The sequence below is a fragment of the Aureimonas sp. Leaf427 genome (assembly GCF_001425485.1).
Classification (GTDB): Bacteria; Pseudomonadota; Alphaproteobacteria; order Rhizobiales; family Rhizobiaceae; genus Plantimonas.
In genome coordinates, this window is sequence record NZ_LMQW01000012.1 from 333,097 (window position 1) to 353,816 (window position 20,720).

Annotated in this window: 24 protein-coding genes; 6 read left to right on the plus strand and 18 right to left on the minus strand. The window is 67.6% G+C overall.

Annotated elements, in window-relative coordinates; genetic code table 11:
• Positions 1–270: 270 nt before the first annotated feature.
• The 7 genes from pheT to infC form a co-directional block, all read right to left on the minus strand.
• Positions 271–2,694 (minus strand): phenylalanine--tRNA ligase subunit beta, encoded by a 2,424-nt coding sequence (pheT, locus tag ASG62_RS09765; protein WP_056688451.1) that lies wholly within the window; start codon positions 2,692–2,694, stop codon positions 271–273.
• A gap of 117 nt (positions 2,695–2,811) precedes the next feature.
• A complete protein-coding gene (locus ASG62_RS09770; RefSeq protein ID WP_162245975.1) occupies positions 2,812–3,729 on the minus strand; it encodes a glycosyltransferase family 2 protein in 918 nt (305 codons plus the stop codon).
• Between the two features lie 160 nt (positions 3,730–3,889).
• Entirely contained in the window at positions 3,890–4,972 is a 1,083-nt protein-coding gene (gene pheS / locus ASG62_RS09775) for a phenylalanine--tRNA ligase subunit alpha (RefSeq protein ID WP_056688456.1), read from the minus strand.
• 94 nt (positions 4,973–5,066) lie between these two features.
• Positions 5,067–6,125 carry an aromatic ring-hydroxylating oxygenase subunit alpha gene (locus ASG62_RS09780; RefSeq protein WP_056688459.1) on the minus strand — a complete coding sequence of 353 codons (1,059 nt, stop codon included), beginning with the start codon at positions 6,123–6,125 and terminating at the stop codon, positions 5,067–5,069.
• A gap of 282 nt (positions 6,126–6,407) precedes the next feature.
• Positions 6,408–6,827 carry a 50S ribosomal protein L20 gene (gene rplT, locus ASG62_RS09785; RefSeq protein WP_056688462.1) on the minus strand — a complete coding sequence of 140 codons (420 nt, stop codon included), beginning with the start codon at positions 6,825–6,827 and terminating at the stop codon, positions 6,408–6,410.
• A 35-nt stretch (positions 6,828–6,862) separates the two neighbouring features.
• A complete protein-coding gene (gene rpmI / locus ASG62_RS09790; protein WP_056688465.1) occupies positions 6,863–7,063 on the minus strand; it encodes a 50S ribosomal protein L35 in 201 nt (66 codons plus the stop codon).
• Positions 7,064–7,342: 279 nt separating this feature from the next.
• Positions 7,343–7,882, minus strand: a complete 540-nt coding sequence (gene infC, locus ASG62_RS09795) for a translation initiation factor IF-3 (RefSeq protein ID WP_082536886.1) — start codon at positions 7,880–7,882, stop codon at positions 7,343–7,345.
• 195 nt (positions 7,883–8,077) lie between these two features.
• Here infC and ASG62_RS09800 point away from each other — a divergent pair, with 195 nt between their 5' ends.
• The 3 genes from ASG62_RS09800 to ASG62_RS09810 all read left to right on the plus strand — a co-directional run bounded on the left by ASG62_RS09800 (position 8,078) and on the right by ASG62_RS09810 (position 10,333).
• Positions 8,078–8,914, plus strand: coding sequence for an alpha/beta hydrolase (locus ASG62_RS09800; protein WP_056688471.1), 837 nt, complete (start codon positions 8,078–8,080; stop codon positions 8,912–8,914).
• A 387-nt stretch (positions 8,915–9,301) separates the two neighbouring features.
• Complete coding sequence (locus tag ASG62_RS09805) at positions 9,302–9,823, plus strand: transglutaminase-like cysteine peptidase (RefSeq protein WP_244487433.1); 522 nt, start codon at positions 9,302–9,304, stop codon at positions 9,821–9,823.
• Between the two features lie 312 nt (positions 9,824–10,135).
• Positions 10,136–10,333, plus strand: a complete 198-nt coding sequence (locus ASG62_RS09810; protein ID WP_056688484.1) for a hypothetical protein — start codon at positions 10,136–10,138, stop codon at positions 10,331–10,333.
• A gap of 33 nt (positions 10,334–10,366) precedes the next feature.
• On the opposite strand, the gene yacG is transcribed toward ASG62_RS09810, so the two are convergent.
• From yacG to murA, 4 genes are all read right to left on the minus strand, one after another.
• On the minus strand, positions 10,367–10,558 hold the full coding sequence (gene yacG, locus ASG62_RS09815) for a DNA gyrase inhibitor YacG (RefSeq protein WP_056688487.1): 192 nt from the start codon (positions 10,556–10,558) through the stop codon (positions 10,367–10,369).
• Between the two features lie 278 nt (positions 10,559–10,836).
• Positions 10,837–11,478 carry a Maf-like protein gene (locus ASG62_RS09820; protein ID WP_056688490.1) on the minus strand — a complete coding sequence of 214 codons (642 nt, stop codon included), beginning with the start codon at positions 11,476–11,478 and terminating at the stop codon, positions 10,837–10,839.
• Positions 11,479–11,597: 119 nt separating this feature from the next.
• Positions 11,598–11,816 (minus strand): translation initiation factor IF-1, encoded by a 219-nt coding sequence (gene infA / locus ASG62_RS09825; protein WP_056509387.1) that lies wholly within the window; start codon positions 11,814–11,816, stop codon positions 11,598–11,600.
• Between the two features lie 378 nt (positions 11,817–12,194).
• Positions 12,195–13,484 (minus strand): UDP-N-acetylglucosamine 1-carboxyvinyltransferase, encoded by a 1,290-nt coding sequence (murA, locus tag ASG62_RS09830; RefSeq protein WP_056688493.1) that lies wholly within the window; start codon positions 13,482–13,484, stop codon positions 12,195–12,197.
• Between the two features lie 410 nt (positions 13,485–13,894).
• On the opposite strand from murA, the gene ASG62_RS09835 reads away from it, so the two are divergent.
• Positions 13,895–14,278, plus strand: coding sequence for a VOC family protein (locus tag ASG62_RS09835; RefSeq protein WP_056688496.1), 384 nt, complete (start codon positions 13,895–13,897; stop codon positions 14,276–14,278).
• A 256-nt stretch (positions 14,279–14,534) separates the two neighbouring features.
• Here ASG62_RS09835 and ASG62_RS27180 read toward each other — a convergent pair whose 3' ends face one another.
• The 5 genes from ASG62_RS27180 to betB form a co-directional block, all read right to left on the minus strand.
• On the minus strand, positions 14,535–14,690 hold the full coding sequence (locus tag ASG62_RS27180; protein ID WP_164470461.1) for a hypothetical protein: 156 nt from the start codon (positions 14,688–14,690) through the stop codon (positions 14,535–14,537).
• A 131-nt stretch (positions 14,691–14,821) separates the two neighbouring features.
• A complete protein-coding gene (locus tag ASG62_RS09840) occupies positions 14,822–15,541 on the minus strand; it encodes an anti-sigma factor domain-containing protein (RefSeq protein ID WP_056688499.1) in 720 nt (239 codons plus the stop codon).
• Positions 15,538–16,110 (minus strand): sigma-70 family RNA polymerase sigma factor, encoded by a 573-nt coding sequence (locus tag ASG62_RS09845; RefSeq protein WP_056688502.1) that lies wholly within the window; start codon positions 16,108–16,110, stop codon positions 15,538–15,540. Before ASG62_RS09845 ends, ASG62_RS09840 begins: the two co-directional genes overlap by 4 nt.
• Positions 16,111–16,182: 72 nt before the next feature.
• Entirely contained in the window at positions 16,183–16,503 is a 321-nt protein-coding gene (locus tag ASG62_RS09850; protein WP_056688505.1) for a DMT family transporter, read from the minus strand.
• A gap of 136 nt (positions 16,504–16,639) precedes the next feature.
• Positions 16,640–18,097 (minus strand): betaine-aldehyde dehydrogenase, encoded by a 1,458-nt coding sequence (gene betB, locus ASG62_RS09855; protein ID WP_056688508.1) that lies wholly within the window; start codon positions 18,095–18,097, stop codon positions 16,640–16,642.
• Between the two features lie 159 nt (positions 18,098–18,256).
• Here betB and ASG62_RS09860 point away from each other — a divergent pair, with 159 nt between their 5' ends.
• Both ASG62_RS09860 and ASG62_RS09865 read left to right on the plus strand, forming a co-directional pair.
• Positions 18,257–18,619: a DUF427 domain-containing protein gene (locus ASG62_RS09860; protein WP_056688510.1), complete on the plus strand. Its 363-nt coding sequence runs from the start codon at positions 18,257–18,259 to the stop codon at positions 18,617–18,619.
• An 80-nt stretch (positions 18,620–18,699) separates the two neighbouring features.
• Complete coding sequence (locus tag ASG62_RS09865) at positions 18,700–19,257, plus strand: DUF1236 domain-containing protein (protein ID WP_056688513.1); 558 nt, start codon at positions 18,700–18,702, stop codon at positions 19,255–19,257.
• Between the two features lie 60 nt (positions 19,258–19,317).
• Here the strand turns inward: ASG62_RS09865 and ASG62_RS09870 are convergent, their stop codons facing one another.
• Positions 19,318–19,593, minus strand: coding sequence for a SelT/SelW/SelH family protein (locus ASG62_RS09870; RefSeq protein ID WP_056688516.1), 276 nt, complete (start codon positions 19,591–19,593; stop codon positions 19,318–19,320).
• Positions 19,594–19,693: 100 nt separating this feature from the next.
• Positions 19,694–20,428, minus strand: a complete 735-nt coding sequence (msrA, locus tag ASG62_RS09875; RefSeq protein ID WP_056688519.1) for a peptide-methionine (S)-S-oxide reductase MsrA — start codon at positions 20,426–20,428, stop codon at positions 19,694–19,696.
• Between the last annotated feature and the right edge of the window lie 292 nt (positions 20,429–20,720).

Genomic DNA, 20,720 nt, shown 5'->3' on the forward strand with positions numbered 1-20,720 from the left:
GGCGACCCCTCCGGCGAAATGCCGGGGTGTGAAACCCGGCACTTCCGACCGTTTCATGGCGAAAGCCGCAAGAGACGCCTTCGGGCCTGCGCGAAGCTGGCGCCCCGGCCGGGCCTGCCCTCACGAAGCGGAGAGGCCGGCCCGCGCGGGGCCTCATACGCGTGGCCCCGACCTTCGACATGACGAAAGTCAGGGCGTTACGGCGGCATCAGCCGCCGCCGCGCCATTCGGCGCGGGATACCGGCGCTCCTTTTGCAAGGGCCGCCGGTATCAGGCGCGCAGCGTGCCGCCCGTCGCCTTGGAGACGGCGGCCACGATCTTCGACGACACGGCCTCCAGGTCCTCGTCGGTCAGGGTGCGCTCCAGCGGCCGGAGCGTCACCTCGATGGCGACCGACTTCCTGCCCTCGCCGATGGCGGCGCCGGTGAAGATGTCGAAGACGCGGACCTCGCTGATCAGCTTGCGATCGGCCCCTTCCGCCGCGCGCAGGATCTTCTGCGCCTCGACCGACCCTTCGACCACGAAGGCATAGTCGCGCCGAACGGGCTGATAGGGCGAGAGGACGAGACGCGGCTTGGTGCGCGTCGCCTTGCGCTTGGCCTCCGGGATCTCGCCGAGGAAGACCTCGAAGCCGGCGAAGGCGCCGGACGCGTCCATCGCCTTCAAGGCCTTCGGGTGAAACTCGCCGAACTCGGCCAGAACGGTCTTCGGGCCGAGCTTGATGCGGCCGGAGCGGCCGGGATGATACCAGTCGCTGGCGCCCGCCTCGATCTGGAGATTGGCGACGGGCGCGCCCGCCGCCTCCAGAGCCGCGATCGCATCGGCCTTGGCGTCGTAGACCGAGACGGCCTCCGCCGAGCCGTTCCAGAAGCGGCCGCTTCCGGCCGGACCCGCCGTGCCGCGCCGGATACCGCCGGCGACGCGCTTCTGCCCCTCCGGCTGGTCGGACAGATAGACATGGGCGACTTCGAAGATCGCGACGTCGGGAAAGCCCTTGGCGGCGTTGCGCGTCGCCGCCGCGATGAGGCCCGGCAGGAGCGAGGGGCGCATGTCGGAGAGATCGGCCGCGATGGGGTTGGCGAGGCGCAGCGCTTCCGCCCCGCCGCCGAAGGCTTTCGCCTGTGCGCCCGAGACGAAGGAATAGGTGACGGCCTCGACCATGCCCCGGGCCGCCAGGGACCGGCGCGCGGCGCGCTCGCGGATCTGAGAGGTCGTGAGGATGCGCTGGCCGAGACCCGCCAGCGCGGGCAGCGGGCGCGGCTCGATCGAATCGACGCCGGAAAGGCGCATGATTTCCTCGACGAGATCGGCCTTGCCCTCGATATCGGGCCGCCAGGACGGCGCGACGACATCGGCCTCCGCCTCGCCAGCCGAGACGCGGAAGCCGAGACGCTCCAGGAACTCGATCTGGCGCTCGCGCGGCACGTCGAGCCCCGTGAGGCGGCGGGTCTCGGCGAAGGGCAGGCGGATCGAGGCCGGCTCGACCGCAGCGACCTCGATCACGCGCTTCTCGGACGGCGTGCCGCCGCAAAGCTCCAGGACGAGGCGTGTCGCGAGATCGAGGCCGGGGACCATGAAGTCGGGATCGACGCCGCGCTCGAAGCGATAGCGCGCGTCGGTGATGATGCCGAGGGCCCGCCCCGTGCGGGCGATGTTCAGAGGCTCCCAGAGCGCCGACTCGATGATGACGTCGGTCGTGCCCTCGTCGCAGCCGGACGCCTCGCCGCCCATGATGCCGGCAAGCGATTCCACGCCCTTGTCGTCGGCGATGACGCACATGGCCGAGGTCAGCGTATAGGTGCGCCCGTCCAGCGCCTCGATCGTCTCCCCGTCCCGCGCCGCCCGCACGACGAGATCGCCTGAAACCTTGGCGGCATCGAAGACGTGGAGCGGACGGCCACGGTCGAAGGTCAGGTAGTTGGTGACGTCCACCAGCGCGTTGATCGGGCGAAGGCCGATGGCGCGAAGGCGGGCCTGCATCCAGGCCGGCGACGGACCGTTCTTCACGCCGCGCACCAGCCGCAGCGCGAAGCCGCGGCAGAGCGAGGGGCCGCCGTCGAAAGCGAGGCGCACGACCGGGCTCGGGCCCTCCCCGGCGATCTCGTCCGGCGTCGCGTCCTTCAAGGTGCCGAGGCCGGAGGCCGCCAGATCGCGCGCGATGCCGCGGATCGAGGTCGCGTCCGGGCGGTTCGGCGTCAGGCCGATCTCGATGACGGGATCGGCCAGGCCGGCATAGTCGGCAAAGGCGGTGCCGACCGGCGCATCCGCCGGCAGGTCGATGATGCCGTTATGCTCGTCGGAGAGCTCCAGCTCGCGCTCGGAGCACATCATGCCGTGGCTCTCGACGCCGCGGATCTTGCCGATGCCGAGCGTCACGTCGAGGCCGGGCACGTAGGTGCCGGGCAGGCCGAGCACGCCGACGAGGCCCTCGCGCGCGTTCGGCGCGCCGCAGACGACCTGCAGCGGCTTGCCCCCGTTGACGCCGGGCCCGGCATCGACCGAAAGCACCTGCAGCTTGTCGGCATCGGGATGCCGGCTGGCGGAGAGGACGCGGGCGATGGTGAAGGGGCGCATGGCCGCCTTGTCGTCGATGCCGTCGACCTCCAGCCCGAGCGAGGTCAGCCGCTCCGCGATCTCGGAAAGCGGCGCCGTCGTGTCGAGATGGTCCTTCAACCAGGAGAGCGTGAACTTCATGGGAAACGACGGCCTTCCAGCTGCGGCAGCGAACGCCCTCGCATCGATCGGGCGTGTCCGGCGAAATGAAGTCCTGCCTCTATCGCTCGAAGCCGCCAAAGAAAAGAGCGGCGGCTCTCAAGCTCTAAGATCGCGCATGAAGCCGCGCCGGACGAGATCTTCGGAGCCTTCGAACCGGAGCGAGCCGGGATAGGCAAGCGAAAGGTCGCCGTTGAACGTCTCGGACGCCGCGATCTCCTTGTAGAACATCGAGCCGCCGAAATGGCCTTCCGCTTCGGCAAACCGTTGGAACTCTTCGACCGAGCCGGCCGAGAACTTGAAGTGGAGAAGCACCGCATCGGCCGGCGCAAAGTTGCGCCCGAGCGGCAGGGGACCGTGGATGCTGGCGCCGTTGAACTGCGTGGCTCGATCCGCGAAGAGGACCGGATATTTCTGAAGCCGGTTCGGATGGCCGAAAAGACGATGTCGCGGCCCGCCCCGGATGGAGGTCGAGAACTTGTCGAGCGTCACCGCATAGCCGGTGCCGTCGATCATCGGCGACACTTCGACGGGACTCCGGTGCAGACCCGACTCGAAGACCGCGTCCGCCAAGCGCCCGGCGGGGTAGAGATCGAGCATCGGCGCGAGCGAGCGACGGCTGCCCACCCGTTCGAGATCGGCGATGAACGACCCGATCGGCCGCGTCTCGCTGCCCGGATAGACGAGGTACTCGTCGGCATCGAGGAATACGTACCAGCGGTTTCGCCCGTAGAGATCGATGAGCCGATCGCGCCAGACCTGCCCGCCGCCCGCAGCGCGGTAGCGATGCGAGGAGGCGAAGAGATCGACATCCGGCTGCGCGGCGAGAAAGGCCTCGGTCCCGTCGTCGGACCGATCGTCCACCATGACGAAACGCGCGATGCCGAGCCCGCGATGGTGATCGAGGAAGGCGCCGAGCGAGGCCATGGCATTGCGAACGACGCAGACGAGTGCGATCTCGCCGGGGTCGAGCGGGCGGAGCGCATTGCCTCGAAGCGTCAGGGTCAGGCCCGGCACGTCCTTTGCGCGGCGCCGGTATCTGAAGCTCCGAAAGTCCGTGACGAGCCGTCTCGCAGGGCTCAGCCTTCCGAAGGCGGCCCAGTCTGCGACACCGCCGACGGGGTAGGACGGCTCCTTGTCCACACCCGTCATGCCCGGCGAAAGTTCGCCCGAAGCATCAGCTCGACAACCCGCCGAACAGCGTCGGCATGTCGAGCGGGCGGAAGCCGTAGTGCTCGATCCAGCGCACGTCGGCGTCGAAGAGGTCGCGCAGGTCCGGCATGCCGTATTTCAGCATGGCGATGCGATCGATGCCCATGCCCCAGGCGAAGCCCTGGTAGACGTCCGGGTCGAGCCCGACGCCGCGCAGGACGTTCGGATGGACCATGCCGCAGCCCAGAATCTCCAGCCAGTCGGAGCCCTCGCCGAAGCGGATTTCCTGGCCGGAGCGGTCGCACTGGATGTCGACCTCCATGGAGGGCTCGGTGAAGGGGAAGAAGCTCGGCCGGAAGCGCATGTTCAGCGAGGGCACCTCGAAGAACGTCTTGCAGAACTCGGTCAGCACCCACTTCATGTTGGCGATGTTGGCCGTCGTGTCGACGACGAGGCCCTCGACCTGATGGAACATCGGCGTGTGCGTCGCGTCGAAGTCCTGGCGGTAGGTCTTGCCGGGAATGACGATGCGGATGGGCGGCTTCTGCGCCTCCATCGTGCGAATCTGGACCGGCGAGGTGTGCGTGCGCAGGAGCTTGGAGACGCCGTTTTCGTCCGGCTGGAGGAAGAACGTGTCGTGCATCTCGCGCGCGGGATGGCCTTCGGGGAAGTTCAGCGCGGTGAAATTGTAGTGGTCGGTCTCGATCTCCGGCCCTTCGGCGATGGAGAAGCCCATGTCGGCGAAGATCGCGGTGATCTCGTCGATGACCTGACTGATCGGATGGAGGCGCCCGCGCGACACCGGCGAGGGCCGGACCGGCAGGGTGACGTCCAGCGTCTCGGAGGCGAGACGGGAGGTTATCGCGACGTCGGCCAGCGCCTCGCGGCGCGCGCCGATGGCGTCCGCGACGCGGTCGCGCAGGCCGTTCAGCTTCGGCCCGGTCTCGCGGCGCTCCTCCGGGTCCATCCGCCCGAGGCCCTTCAGGAGCTCGGAGATCTCGCCCTTCTTTCCGAGCGCGCCGACGCGCACCGCCTCCAGCGCGGCCTCGTCGACGGCTGCCTCCACGGCGGCGAGAAGCTTGGCTTCGAGGCTTTCGAGATCGGTCACGGCGATGGTCCTCGATACGGCGTCATACGATGCGGCGCGGTGCGCCCTTGCCGGATGCTCTATCGCGCGGGCCGGCGGATGGGAAGCGCGGCGCTCAGGAGCGCCAGCGCAGGGTCTGCGCCTTCAGCGGATTGACGAAGGGGCGGCCCGCCCGCTGCGCCTCCTGGAACTCGGACTTCACGCGCGCCCACCAGCGGGCCTGCGTGTCCGCGTCGTTGATCATCATCAGGCGCGGCCCGTGCATCAGGCCCTCGCGCTGCTGCACGACGACGCGGCGGTCCTGGTCGAGGAAGGTGCGCATGAGATGGCGCACGAGCGGCCCCGCCCATTTCAGCCAGCCGAGCGAGGTCCAGAAGATCTGGTAGACCTCGGTGTGCTCCTCGTCGACCGGCGTCATGGCGGTGAGGCCGACGACGTTCGCCTTGGAGCCCGCGACGCGCTCGATGCGATAGCCGGGCAGGCGATAGGCGATCTCGGTCGTGACCTCCTTGCCGAAGATCTTGTAGACAAGGTTCTGCGGCGGCAGCTTGTGGCGCACCATGCGCCAGCCGTAGTCGTCGGGCTCGAAGCTCTTCTCCTTCGGGCGCAGCTTGGTGGCGTTCTTCTTGAACCACCAGGACGTGTGGACATAGGCCGCGTGGGTCGGGTCCATCAGGCCGAAGGCGGCGTGATCGACCGAGCAGTCGAAGGGCAGCATGACGAGCGCGGCGGGCGCCTCGCCGGCGGGAACGTCGGGGAGGAAATCGACCTCGGCCATGGGCCCGGCCTCCGGCGGCTCGCCGCTGGCCGAGATGTAGATCCAGACGAGCCCATGCTTCTCGACGGTCGGATAGGCGCCGCAGCGGATCTTGGAGAGATCGACCTCCTGCCCCTCGCGCAGGCTCGGGATCTCCGCGCAGGTGCCGGACGTGTCGAAGCGCCAGCCGTGATAGCCGCAGCGCACCGAATTGCCCTCGACCTTGCCGTAGTGGAGCGGAATGCCGCGATGGGGGCAGATGTCGCGCAGCGCGAAGGCCCGGCCATCCTCGCCCCGCGCGATCAGCACGGGCTCGCCGAGCAGCGTCTTCGCCACCATCTTGCCACGCTTCACGTCTGCGGCGGGAACGGCGACGTACCAGCAACCGCGCAGGAGTTCGGCTTTGAGACCTTGCATGGGAGTCCCTCGTGTCGATGGCGTTCGGCTGGCCGATGGTTGCGCGAGGCGCCCCCCTCTGCCTTGCCAGGCATCTCCCCCTCAAGGGGGGAGATCAGTCTCGTCACGGCCGGCAGAACTGCCGATCTCCCCCCTTGAGGGGGGATGTCCGGCAGGACAGAGGGGGGCGCCGTCGAGCATCAACCCTCCACGACCGCTTAAAACGGCGAAACCCGCTCGGCATTTCGGCCAGCGGGCTTCGATCTCAATAACGGCAAAGGAACCTCGCCGACTCGGCCCGGATCAGGCCGCGGCGCGCTCGGGGCCGACGGCCCGCTCGTACGAGTTGGGGTTCTGATCCTTCAGGTATTCGAGAGCCGCGCGAGCCGAGTCGCAGAGAGCCTTGAAGGCCTCCGGCTCGTGGATCGCGATGTCGGAGAGGACCTTGCGGTCGACTTCGATGCCGGTCTTGGTCAGGCCGTCGATGAAGCGCGCATAGGTCAGGCCGTGCTCGCGGACGCCGGCGTTGATGCGCTGGATCCAGAGGGCGCGGAAGTTGCGCTTCTTCACGCGACGATCGCGCGTCGCATACTGCTTGGAACGGTCCACCGCAGCCTTGGCGGTGCGGATCGTGTTCTTCCGGCGGCCGCGGAAACCCTTGGCCTGCTCGAGAACCTTCTTGTGCTTGGCGTGCGAGGTCACGCCTCTTTTGACACGGGCCATGATCTTGCTCCTTGATCTTTAAGACGCCGAACCGCTCAGCGGTTGTACGGCATGTAAACCTTGACGATCCGCGCGTCGGGCTCGGACAGGATCATCGTCCCGCGAGCGTTGCGCAGGAAGGTGTTGGAGCGCTTGATCATGCCGTGACGCTTGCCGGCCGCACCGGCCTTGACGTGGCCGTTCGCGGTGAAGCGGAAGCGTTTCTTGGCAGCTGCCTTGGTCTTCATCTTGGGCATTTTGCTCTCCTTGGGGAGATCGCACGGAGCAGCCCCGAGGGGCGACCCGAACACCGCGAAAGCGGCGCAATGCGACCAGCATTATGAACCGACACGGCATGCCCTGCCGGCCGGCTCGTTGAAACGAGGTGGGCTATAGCGGAAAGGCCGGCCCGGTGGCAAGAGCCGCCGAGCCGCAAATCCGAACGGCACGCCCGTCGCCGCGCACGACGTGCGGGCGCGGCGGAGCGATGGCCGGGGTGTCGTCGCCGGCGCGTCGTTTTCGTCGTCGCCGGCGCGTCAGCCGCGCGGGGCGAGAACCATCATCATCTGGCGGCCTTCGAGCTTGGGCTCGGCTTCCACCTTGGCGATCTCGGTCGTCTCCTCGCGGACACGGTTGAGAAGCAGCATGCCGAGATCCTGGTGCGCCATTTCGCGGCCACGGAAGCGCAGCGTGACCTTGACCTTGTCGCCTTCCTCGAAGAAGCGGCGGACCGCCTTCATCTTGGTCTCGTAGTCGTGATCGTCGATGTTCGGACGCATCTTGATCTCTTTGACCTCGATGATCTTCTGTCGGCGACGCGCCTCGGCGGCCTTCTTCTGGCCCTCGTATTTCAGCTTGCCGAGATCGAGGATCTTGCAGACCGGCGGATTGGCCGTCGGAACGATCTCGACGAGGTCCAGCCCGGCTTCCTCGGCCATGGCAAGCGCCTCGGCCGTCGGCGTCGGGCCGCGGTTCTGTCCTTCCGCGTCGATCAGCTGGATGAACGGGACCCGGATATCCTTATTGGAACGCGGCCCTTCCTTCTGGACCGGCGGCGCACGAAATGGTCTGCGAATGGTCGTTGTCTCCTGAACGTTGACGACACTTCAATTCAAATGCCAAGCCGCTGCGGAGCCCATCGGGTTTCGACTCAGGACCCCGTCGCCGGCCCGCCCGGCAGACCTCTTCGAGGTGACGCAGGGCAAGGCGGCAGCGCTGATCCGAAGCGCGGCATATGTCAATATAGCACGATGGGATTGGATTTTCACGCCATGACGTCAAGAATCGATCCTGCCCTCCCCGCCGGCGTCTCGGAAACGGGCGCCGAGCGCGCCGCTCCGGCCTTCCTGACGGTCGGCGAGGCCGGCGACGCGCGGTCCATCGCCCATCTCCTGACGGCGCGCGGAGAGACAAGCCTCCTCTGGCTCGGCGGATACGGCTCGGACATGCACGGCGCGAAGGCCGAGCGGCTCGATGCGACCGCAGGCGCGCTCGACCTCACCTTCTGCCGCTTCGATTATTCCGGTCACGGCTCCTCTTCCGGCGCCTTCGAGGACGGAACGATCACGCGCTGGACCGACGAGGCGGAGGCGGTGGCCGATCGCCTGCCCGGCCGGCAGGTGATTCTCGCGGGCTCCTCCATGGGCGCCTGGATCGCGCTTCGCCTCGCGCAGCGCCGACGCGCGCGGGGCCTCGGGCAAAGCCTGTCCGGTCTTCTCCTGCTCGCGCCCGCGCCGGATTTCACGAAGCGATTGGTCGAGCCCAAGCTTCGCGAGGACCAGCGCCGCGACCTCGAGACGCTCGGCTTCTGCACGGAGCCCTCGCCCTACGGGCCGGAGCCCACGATCTACACGCGCGCCCTCATCGAGGATGGCCGGCGCAATCTCGTGATGGACGGGCTCATCGAGACGGGATGCCCGGTCCACATCATCCAAGGCATGGCGGACGCGGACGTGCCCTATCGCCATGCGCTCGATCTCGTCTCCTGCCTTCCGTCCGAAGGCGTGGTTCTGACGCTGGTGCGTGACGGCGATCACCGCCTCTCGCGGCCGACCGACCTCGACCGCATGGACGCCGCCCTCAGAGGTCTCGTCGAAGGCGCGCGATAGGCCGCGAGCGTTTGGTTCCCGCGCGATCCGACCGAATCCGAAATGTCGCGCCCGTGTGTTCAAATTGTCACGCAACCTTCATATCGGCCCGGTCGCGGCTAAAACTCTCGCATTTTCAGGGAAACCGGCCAGACTTCGAGCGGCGCGGAGGCCGGACGACGCGGGGGATGGCGCCCCGAACCTGATGCGAGGCCGACACGCGACAAGCAAACGTCCCGACATGCCGTTGACAGAATTCCGCACTGCAACGACCATCGACCCCGAGACAAGATCAGAGCCTGATGGCGGGGGTCGAAAATGCGGAATTACCGTGCAGTCTGTGCCGGTTTGCTGTGCGCATTGAGTTTCTTTGGGGCAGTGTCTGCCGCCAGTGCTCGCGACGACTTCATGGTCGTGGGCGCCAGGACGACATCACCTATCGGCCATCATCTGTTCTGCATCGATCAACCTGCCGATTGCCAAGCCGACACGCCGAACGCGGCCGATCCCGTCGCGATCACCGAGCCGCTTCTCGGTCTCGTCGCTGAAATCAATCTCTCCATCAACAAGGTGATCCGGCCAAGCTCGGACTTCGAACTCTACGGCGTCGAGGAGCGCTGGACCTATCCGATCGAGGCCGGCGACTGCGAGGACTACGCCCTCCTGAAGCTTCGCTCGCTCCGCGCGATCGGCATCGCGAAGTCCGATCTCCTGATGACGGTCGTGCGCAAGCGAAACGGCGAAGGCCATGCGGTTCTGACCCTTCGAACGACCCGCGGCGACTACGTGCTCGACAATCTCAGCTCGCAGGTGAAGCTGTGGCGCGACACGCCCTACACGTTCGTCAAACGCCAGGACCCGACCGCTCCTCAGCACTGGGTCGCGATCGAGGACGGCGCCGATCTCGTGGTCGGCTCGTTGAAGAAGTAGGTGATTCGGCCGCGGCTCCCGATCTCGGGCCCGGCCCGACTCCTTTTTTCTCAACTCTCTAGATTTATTCGGCTTTCCACCTGTCGTTCGGCGTCCGAGGACGCCGGATCGGCCTGTTTCCCGTTCCATTTTCCAGGCGGAACGAACGCTCGCTTCGCGGCCACTCATTTCGGCGTCCGAATGGGCTGCGATCGCCGCAAATCTTAACAATCGATATAGACGGCCCGCCTCCCGCTGCGGCATGCTCGTTTGATCACAGCGCGAGCAGGGGAGGTTCACTCGATGCAACGCTCTTCGACATGGGACGATCGATTGCTTGCGCTGGACGTGGAGACCGCGTTGAAAGCGCTCGGGATCGCGGCGGGCGAAGACGATCTTTGCGACGGCGATCTGCGCCTCGCCGTGGAGAACCTGCGCGGAACGCAGGCGCTCTCGAAGCGGATGGTGGGCACCGAGGCGACCACGCCGACGCTGCTCGCCGGCGACAGCGAAATCTTTGGTATCCGCTGACCGTCCGATGCTCCTCGGATGTGATGTCTAGGCCTACCGCTCGGGATCGTCCTCGCTGCCCGCCTCGTCGGGCGGGCCGGGAATGACGTAGGCGCCGGTCAGCCAGCGGTGCAGATCCACCGACTTGCAGCGCGGCGAACAGAACGGAAAGGCCGCGCGATCCGACGGCTTTCCGCATTCCGGGCATTGGCGCTTGGGGCGAAGCGGCGTCACGCTGGCCGGCATCGGCAGGTCTCCGGGATTTGGTCGAGGCGATGGTGGTCGCGCCGGCGGTTGCCGCCCCACATGGGCCGCGAACGCGCTCCGCTCCCAATCGCTCACGTCCTCAAATGTTTCACCGCGCCTTTTGAAAACACGGCCGAGGCCGACGGCTCCTCGGGCCTTCGAGAGTCTGTCAGGTTTTTACCGAACCAGACGGACGCTCGATTCCTTCGTTATCGTTCGTCTTTTCGGGCTGACCGGCTCCCGCTTATCCCTGACAAACCCCTAGCGGACGCGCGACGTCAGACCTTCGGCGGCGGGAGGGCCGGGTCGCGCCACTGGCGGTGGATGTCGTAGCCTTCGCCGCCGATGAGGGCGATGGCCTCGTAGAGCGGCAGGCCGACCACATTGGTGTAGGAGCCGACGAGGCGCACGACGAAGCTGCCGGCCAGGCCCTGGATCGCGTAGCCGCCCGCCTTGCCCCGCCATTCGCCGGATGCGACGTAGCTCTCGATATCCTCCCGCGACAGCCGCTTGAAGCGCACGCGCGTCTCGACCAGCTTCTGGCGCAGCCGGCCCTGCGGCCCGATCAGGCAGAGGCCGGTGTGGACGCGGTGCGTGCGGCCGGAAAGAATGCGCAGGTTCGCGACGGCATCGTCCACCAGCTCGGCCTTCGGCAGGATCTGCCGGCCGACGGAGACGACCGTGTCGGCGCCCAGAACCAGCCGCCCCTCGGCCTCCCCGCGCTCGGCGAGGATGGAGGCGGCGGTCTCGGCCTTCAGCTGGGACAGGCGCTTGGCGAGCGAGCGGGGATGTTCGGAGCGTTCGGGCGTCTCGTCCACGTCGGCCGGGAGCAGGCGCTCGGGCTCGATGCCGGCCTGCTGCAGAAGCTCCAGCCGCCGGGGGGACCCGGACGCGAGCACGAGATGACGCGTCTGGCGCATGGGGTCTCGTCCTACGACATCGATGCCGGTGAGATGCCGAGCGGACCGATGCGTCAGTTCAGGGAAGGTCGAAGCGGCGTCGCAGGTCGCGCGGACGTGCGGCGCCGATCAGGGAGCGCTTACTTGAAGCGGTAGGTGATGCGACCCTTGGAGAGATCGTAGGGGGTCATCTCGACCAGCACCTTGTCGCCGGTCAGGACGCGGATGCGATTCTTGCGCATGCGGCCGGCCGTGTGTGCGATGATCTCGTGGTCGTTCTCGAGCTTGATGCGGAAGGTCGCATTGGGCAACAGTTCGGTCACGAGGCCCGGGAATTCGAGAACTTCTTCTTTCGCCATGCGTGTCGTCGGTCCTTCTGACGGTGCGCTCCGGCCGGGTTCGGCGAGCGCTTGCGTCGACGCCGCGGAAAGTCGCGGCCCTCATCGTCATTTCGGTGGCCCCGCCTTCGACGGATCGAAACCGGGGAATTGCGATGGTCCTGCATTCTCGAACGCAAGACGCCATCCGCCCTCGCCGAGCGCGGATGATCTTTCTGGATTCGGCCTTCCATCCGACGTCTTCGCCGAAAAAGCAAGGCGTCGCCGGTTTCGGATCGATCAGGCGGACATAGGACCCGAGGGGTGAAGCGCGACTCCGAGGCATTCCCGGTGGCGGGATGCACCGGAGCCCGAGCGGCGCCCGAGCCTCTTGCCGGCATGTTCCGGCGCGAGAATCGATCAGCCGGAAATGCGTTCGACCTCGGCGCCGCAGGCGACGAGCTTCTCCTCCAGGCGCTCGAAGCCGCGGTCGAGATGGTAGACACGGTTCACCGTCGTCTCGCCCTCCGCGACGAGACCGGCGATGACGAGGGAGACCGAGGCGCGAAGGTCCGTCGCCATGACCTGCGCGCCGGCGAGCCGCGAGACGCCCTCGACGCGCGCCACCTGGCCGGAGAGCTGGATCTTCGCGCCGAGCCGGGCAAGCTCCTGAACGTGCATGAAGCGGTTTTCGAAGATCGTCTCGGTGATGTGCGAGACGCCGGACGCCATGGTCATCAGCGCCATGAACTGGGCCTGGAGATCGGTGGGGAAGCCGGGGAAGGGATCGGTGACGACGTCGACGGGATGGATACCGCCGCCGTTGCGCACGATCCGCACCCCGTTCGGCACCGGCGTCACCTCGGCGCCCGCCTCGCGCAGGACGTTGAAGGCCGAGGTCAGGAGATCGGCGCTCGTCTGCTCCAGCACCACGTCGCCGCCGGTCATGGCGACGGCCATGGCATAGGTGCCGGTCTCGATGCGGTCGGGCAGGACGCGGTGGCGCGCGCCGGAGAGCGCGGTGACGCCCTGGATCGTGATGGTCGGCGTGCCCGCGCCGGAGATCTTCGCGCCCATCGCGTTGAGGCAGGTGGCGAGATCGACCACTTCCGGCTCGCGCGCGGCGTTTTCGATGACGGTCTCGCCCTTGGCCAGCGAGGCCGCCATCATCATCACATGCGTCGCGCCGACCGAGACCTTGGGGAAGACGTAGCGGTTGCCGACGAGGCCGCCCTTGGCCTCCGCGATGATGTAGCCGGCCTCGATCTCCATGGTCGCGCCGAGCGCGCGCAGGCCGTCGATGAAGAGATCGACCGGCCGCGTGCCGATGGCGCAGCCGCCGGGCAGCGAGACCTTGGCCTTGTGCATGCGCGCCAGAAGCGGGCCGATGACCCAGAAGCTCGCGCGCATCTTCGAGACCAGCTCGTAAGGGGCGGTCGTGTCGATGATGGTGCGGGCGGTGAAGTGGATCGTGCGCCCGCTGGCGGGCGTCGAGGAGAGGCGCTTGCCCGAAACGGTGTAGTCGACGCCATGATTGCCGAGGATGCGGATGAGCTGCTCCACATCCGCCAGATGCGGCACGTTTTCCAGCGTCAGCGTGTCGTCCGTCAGGAGCGAGGCGATCATCAGCGGGAGAGCTGCGTTCTTGGCGCCGGAGATCGGGATCGTCCCGTTCAGCGTGTTGCCGCCCTTGATGCGAATACGGTCCATGGGTCCTGCCTTGCGCCTGGGGCGCCGCCCGACCTCGGCCACGTCGATGCGGCAAGCCTTCGCTGGAGCGCCCGGTGATCCCGGACGGACCCGCCGCGCGGGGCGCACCAAGGCGCCCGGGCCCGGCCGGGTCCGTGATCGCCCGCTCTACACCACGCGCCGCGGACATTCAAATCGGGTCGGGAGGGGATGGAGTCTTGGATGCGAGGCGGGCGGGCGGCAAACCCATCCAAGACGGCGGCGCATCATTCACCGCGGGCGAAAGCAGACGCGGTGGGCCAAAGGCCAGTCGTTTCGGAAACGGGATAGGACGACGGTTCTCGCCGGCAATCCCCGACAAGTTTGTTCTTGATATGTTCTTTGTCGGCTTTATCATCCTGACCGGAGAATCATTCTGCGTGGGAGTAAACATGAGCGTTTACGCAACGGTCGGAGCCATCGACCCTGCCAAGTCGAATGACTTCTGGGACGCTGCCCTGGCGACGATAGGATGGAGCAAGCATGCCGATTTCCCGGGATGGCGCGCCTATTCCGAAGGGGGAAAAGGCGAAGGGTTCGTCCTGTGGGTCTGCAAGCCTTTCGACGGCCAGCCATCGACCGCCGGAAACGGCCAGATGGTCGGTTTCATGGTGAAATCCGTGTCGGAAGTGGATGCCTTCTACGAGGCTGCCATGGCCAATGGCGGGACCGACGAGGGAAAGCCCGATCCACGGCCCCATTACGGGCCGAACTGGTACGCCGCATACATGCGCGATCCCGCAGGGAACAAGGTTTCCGTCGTCTACAACGGATAGAAAACGCGCGACCGAACGGGCGCTTCGCTCAAGGTTCCAGGATGATGGCTTGATGGTTCGACCGGAAGGCAGCTTCAGCATCTTCCAGTGAAGACGAACTAGAAGCTCTTCTTCATCTATAGAGCCACGACCCAGACGGAATATTTCGATTTCCGGTCTCTGGAAGCAAACAAACGATTTCCAATCATCTCAGGCCTCCCGCCCCCGAGACCACACCGGAAAAAAATGCGGCGACGCGAGCGGCCTGCCGCTGGATTCAAGGCCGGATCAGCGTCGTAATGCCGAAGACGACGAGGGCGGCCATGGCGAGTTTCCAGGCGTCGCCGCGGCGGCGCAGGCCGGGAAGGCCGAAGGGCCGGATGACCTGGATCGCCATGAGAAGGATGAAGAGGGCGGAGAAGAGCTTGGTCATCGGTGTCTCCCTTCTATCGAAGGGTCCGGCGCCGCGCCATGGGCGTCCGCACGACCCGGTGTCGAAAGGCGAAGGCAGACGTCGATGAGCCGGCTTATCGACGGAGGGACGACGCCGGGCTCGGTGCTCGGTCAGATGCGGCTGAGTTCGCCTTTGGCGACGACGGGGCCGGTGGGCTGGCCGGTCGGCGAGCCGCCGATCGGCTCCAGCGAGATGGCGAGGACGCCGCCCCTCGACAGAAGCTCCGGCGCGATCTCGATGCGCAGCGTGCCCGGCTTCATCACGCCGAGTGAATGGGGCGCGTCGCCGGGCGCGATGATCCAGAGCTCGTGCGAATGGCCGGGGGCGGAGGCGGTCGTCACGGGGATCAGCGTCGCCCCTTCCCGGCCGGGATAGACGACGGCCGTGTAGAGCGGAACGCTGCCCTCTCCCACGATCGACGCTGTCATCGGCTGCGGCGCGGGCTCGGGAACGGAGAGGATGGCGATGCAGGCGAGGCTCGCCGCGAAGAAGGCGGTGGCGCCGAGCGCGAAGGGGCGCCAGAAAGCCGGCACCAAGCCCCGGCGGGGATCGACGGCGCGCGGCGCGACGGTGCGCGTCATGCGCGACAGATCGCGCTCGATGCCCTCCCAGAGGGCCGCGGGCGGCTCGACCGGCGCGATGCCGGAGAGAAGCGGCGACAGGCGCTCGTCCCATTGCGCGACACGCGCGCCAAAGCCGGCGTCGAGGCGCTGCAGCCGCTCGGCGTCGCGCCGCTCGGTGCCCGAGAGCAGCCCGAGCGCCAGTTCGGCGGCGCGCAGATCGGCGTCCTCGCGAGGAGCGTGATCGTGGGAGTCGCGGGGGTCGCTCATGTCTCGAGGCACCCGCGCAGGCGGATCAGACCCCGGCGGATCGTGCTCTTCACCGTGCCGAGCGGCTGTCCGCCGGTTTCGGCGAGGTCCTCGTAGGTGCGCCCGCCATAGAAGGCCGAGACGATCGCATCGCGGGTCCGGGGCTCCAGCTGACCGAGGCAGTCCTTCAGACGGCGGGCCTCGTCGCCGCTCTCCAACGCGTCCAGCGCGTCGGGGCCGAGGTCGGGAACCTGGAAGGCGTCCTCCATCGGGCGGTCCGCGAGGCGCGGGGCGGTGCTGCGGCGGCGGTCGATCGCGCGGTTGCGGGCGATCGTGGCAAGCCAGGTGATCGGGCTCGCCCGCTGGGCGTCGAAGCTGTGCGCCTTGTTCCAAACCGTGAGGTAGACATCCTGCAACACGTCTTCGGCCTCTTCCCTGCTCCCCAAGATACGGAGGCACACGCCGAATAGTTTCGCCCCCGTGCGCTCGTAGATGTCGCGAAGGGCCTCGCGGTCTCCGCCGGCCACCGCCTGGAGCGCGAAAACGAGCTCGCGGCGTCTTCCTTCAGCGGTCGGATCGCCTCGTGCCACGCTTGTCCCATGCCCCCTGCCCTGCCGCCAGCCAAACCGTCAGGCCGGCGAAAAGTCAAGCGACCGGGGCCCTCACGCGCCGGAGGAGAGCTTCATCAGCACCAGCCCGGAGAGGATCAGCGCGGCCGCGAGAAGCCGCATCGGCGTCGCCGCCTCCCCGAGCACGAAGATGCCGACGAGAAAGGCGCCGACCGCGCCGATGCCGGTCCAGATCGTGTAGGCCGTGCCGAGCGGCAGGCTTTTCATGGCGAGCGAGAGAAGGCCGAAGCTGCCGATCATGGCGACGAGCGTGATCGCCGTCGGCCAAAGACGGGTGAACCCGTCGGACTGCTTCATCGTGAAGGCCCAGAGGATTTCGAGAAGGCCTGCGACGGTCAGAAAGATCCAGGGCATGACGGCCCTCCTTTGCGAGTGGCCGGGTCGTCCCGATTGATCAGACGGCACTTGGGCGGGGTCGTCCCCGCCGTGCCCGCTTCATGTGGGACCGCTCCCGGCCCCCGCAAGACCGGCTGCGGTCCCTTTTTCAGCGTCAGACGTCGCGGCGGGCCATTTCGACATAGACCGATTTCGACTGGCTGTAGTGTTCCAGCGCCGCCCGGCCGTTTTCGCGGCCGAAGCCGGAGCGCTTGGCGCCGCCGAAGGGAATCTCGACCGGCGTCAGATTATAGGCGTTGATCCAGACGATGCCGGCCTCCAGCGCCGCCGCCACCCGGTGGCTCCGCTCGATGTCGCGGGTGAAGACGCCGGCGGCAAGGCCCATCTCGGACGCATTGGCCCGCGCCACCGCCTCGTCCTCGGCGTCGAAGTCGAGCACGGAAAGGACGGGGCCGAAGATTTCCTCGCGGGCGATCACCATCTCGTCGGTGACGCCGGTGAAGACGGTGGGCTCGACGAAGAGCCCCTGCGGGAAGGCCTCTACCTTGGCCGGGCCGCCGCCGATCTCGAGCCGGGCGCCCTCCGCCTTGCCGGTTTCGAGATAGGCGAGGACGCGGTCGTATTGCGGGCGGGAGACAAGCGGGCCCATCTCGGTCGCCTCGTCCATCGGATCGCCGAGCTTCAGCGCGCGGGTGCGCTCCACCAGCTTCTCCACGAAGGCGGCGCGCACGGAGCGCTCGACGAAAACGCGCGTGCCGTTCGAGCAGATCTGGCCGGCGGAGTAGAAGTTGCCGAGGATCGCGCCGGACACGGCGGCGTCGAGATCGGCGTCGGCGAAGACGAGGATCGGCGACTTGCCGCCGAGTTCGAGCGTGACCGGCTTCGGCCCGGTGCCGGCCGAGCGCATGACCTTGGCGCCCGTCGCGATCGAGCCGGTGACGGAGACCTTGGCGACATTGCGATGCTCGGCGAGCGCGGCCCCGACCTCGCCCCGGCCCTGGACGACGTTGAAGACGCCGGCGGGCAGACCCGCCTCGATCAGGATCTCGGCGAGCTTCAGCGCCGAGAGCGGCGTGACCTCGGAGGGCTTGAAGATCATGGCATTGCCGCAGGCGAGCGCGGGCGCGGCCTTCCAGCAGGCGATCTGGATCGGATAGTTCCAGGCGCCGATGCCGAGGCACACGCCGAGCGGCTCGCGGCGCGTGTACGCGAACGGGCCGCCGAGATCGATGTAGTCGCCGCGAATGTCGCCGGACAGGCGCCCGAAATAGTCGAGACAGTCGGCGCCGGAGGCTGCGTCCGCGACCAGCGTTTCCGACAGCGGCTTGCCCGTGTCGAGCGTCTCCAGCTCCGAAAGCTCGCGATTGCGCGCCCGGATGATCTCGGCGGCGCGCATGAGGACGCGTCCGCGTTCGGCCCCGCTCCGTGCCGCCCAGGCCTTCTGCGCCCGGCGGGCCGCGGCGACCGCCGTCTCGACGATCTCGGTCGTCGCGCCGTGGAGCTTGGCGATCGTCTCGCCGGTCGCGGGATAGGTGCTCTCGAAGGCGGCGCCGGCCGCGTCCTCCAGATACGCGCCGTCGATGAAGTGGGAGGCCTTCGGCTGGGCTCGCATCGTCTCGTCTCTCGCTTGCGTCTCGTCGGGACTCCAGCCCTTGCACCCGCGAACCCCACACGTCTGCCCGATTTGCGACGTTTCGCCGGAACGCGCTTCGGAACAAGCCGGCGGCCGCGTCGCTTGTCCATGTTCAGGATATGGCAAGGAGACGGAACGATGAGCGCAGCACGGGACAGTGGCACGCCCTACATCACCATCGAGCGCGAGACGCGGCCGGTGAACGTTCTTTTCGGCGACGTGATCGTCGCGACGACGAACGAGGCGCTTCTCCTCAAGGAGGGAGACCGCCCTGCGGTGGTCTACGTGCCGCGCGAGCATGTGGCGACGGAGTTCTTCATTCCGACGGACCACCACACGACCTGCCCGCACAAGGGCGCGGCGCGCTACTGGACGATCTCGGCGGCCGGGCGCGCTTCGGAAAACGCGGCCTGGGCCTATGATTCGCCGAAAGCCGAGGTCGCGGCCATTGCCGGCCACGTCGCCTTCTATCCCGACCGGCTGCGCATCGAGATCGGCTGAGCGCGCTCTCCGGGGAACCCTTCGTCCGTCTTATGGGTTGGTCGGGCGAAGGGTCACAGCCACGTTACCGGAGACCACCCATGCGCAGACTTCTCATCGCCTCGGCTGCCGCCGCCTTCCTCTCGGGCGCGGCTTCGGCCCAGACCGTCATCATCGATTGGAGCGGCCCGGATGCCGGACTGATCGTCGCCGTCGAGACGCCGGCCACGGTGCGCGAATATGTCGTGTCCAACCCGCGCCCGGGCGTCGTGCTCGAAGGCCGCATCTCGCAGGGCTACATCGTGCCGGAAACGGTCGAGCTGGTGCCCGTGCCGAACGATCCCGACTATGTCTACTTCTACGACGCGGACAACCGCCCGGTGATCGTGCGGGCCGACGACCGCTCGGTCGTGGCGATCGAGACGACCACGGCCGCCGTCTCCGACGACGCGCTGCCGGACGAGCTGATCGGCTATGTGCGCGACAACCGCGCCGACGAAATCGTTCTGGAGGGCCGGATCGAGAACGGCTACGTCGTGCCGGCCGAGGCTCAGCTTCGCCCCGTCGCGGGCTATGACGGCTACTCGTATTTCTACAGCGAGGGCCGCCCCTACATCGTCGACAATGCCGACCGGCGCGTCGTCTACATCGCGCGCTGATCGAGCCCGCCGACACGACCAGAAACGCCGCGCTTTCCCGAAGGCGCGGCGTCCGGCGTTTCAGCGGTCGTTGTGGCCGAGGTCGCGGTCGGGGTCCAGGCGGTCGCGCACGCGCTGCTTCAGGACCTTCGCCTCGGGAAAGCCGCCATCGGCCTTGCGGTCCCAGATCAGGCCGCCCTCGTAGTGGATCTCGAAAATGCCGCCGGTTCCGGGGATCAGCGCGACCTCGCCGAGATCGGGCCCGAAGGTGGAGAGCAGCTCCTGCGCCATCCATCCCGCCCGCAGCAGCCATTGGCACTGCGTGCAGTAGGTGATCGTGATTCTGGGTCCCGCCATGTCTCGCCCTCCCGCTCGGCCATCCCGTCTTAGCGGGCGGGACGGGCGCTGTTCAAGGCAAGGCCGTCCCGGCCCGGACGCTTCGGGAGGCTCGCCGCCCTCAGCTCTTGGCGGCGGAGACCAGGACGGGCGTCTCGCGATAGAGGGCGGGGAAGACCTTCTTCAGATTCTCGATCTTCGGCAGGTCGTTGTAGACGATGTAGGGGTAGGTCGGGTTCAGCGTCAGGAAATCCTGATGATAGGCCTCGGCGGGGTAGAAGGCCGGCACGGCCGAGGTCGTCGTCACGATCTTGGCCCCGAAGGCGCCCGTCTTGTCGAGTTCGGCGATGTAGCGGTCGGCGATCGCCTTCTGCTCGGCATCGAGCGGGAAGACGGCGGAGCGGTACTGCGTGCCGTGGTCGGGTCCCTGGCTGTTCAGCGTCGTCGGGTCGTGCGCGACGGAGAAGAAGACCTGGAGCAGCTTGCCGTAGCTGACCTCCTTGGGATCATAGGTCACTTCCACCGTCTCGGCATGGCCTGTGGCGCCGGTCGAGACCGCCTCGTAGGTCGCGGCGTCCTCGTCGCCGCCGGCATAGCCGGAGACGGCCTTCTCGACGCCCTTCACATGCTGGAACACGCCCTGGACGCCCCAGAAGCAGCCGCCGGCGAAGCGAGCGATCTTCAGGCCCTTGGCGGCCGAGGCCTCGTCGAGGCCCGGCGCGGGGATCACGACCGCCGCCTCCGCCGCGACGGCCGGAAGACGCGACATGAGTAGGCCGCCGCCGCCCGCCAGAAGCGCGGCGAGGGCGAGAGGCGCTGCCAGTCGCAGCTTCGAGATGCGGGACGGGCGGGTCATGGCGGTCTCCTTCGAGGAGCAGTCGGGGGGCAGGACCGTCGCCTCGGATCGAGAGGCGCGACGTCGTCATGGGAAGAGATGCGCGCGAGCAGGCCCGGCCGCAAATCACAGAAGCGGCAACGTCCCGGCCAGGTCCGGCGAAGACGGCGCCCCGGCACAGGCGATACAAAGCCGCCGGAACCTGCTATGCACCCGCGCGAACCGATCGCGTCCCGCTTCTTTTTGCCTCGGCCGGCGCCCCGGCGCGTCGCGCGTGCGATTTTCGATCGGATCCACGGGAGCCTGCCGGGTT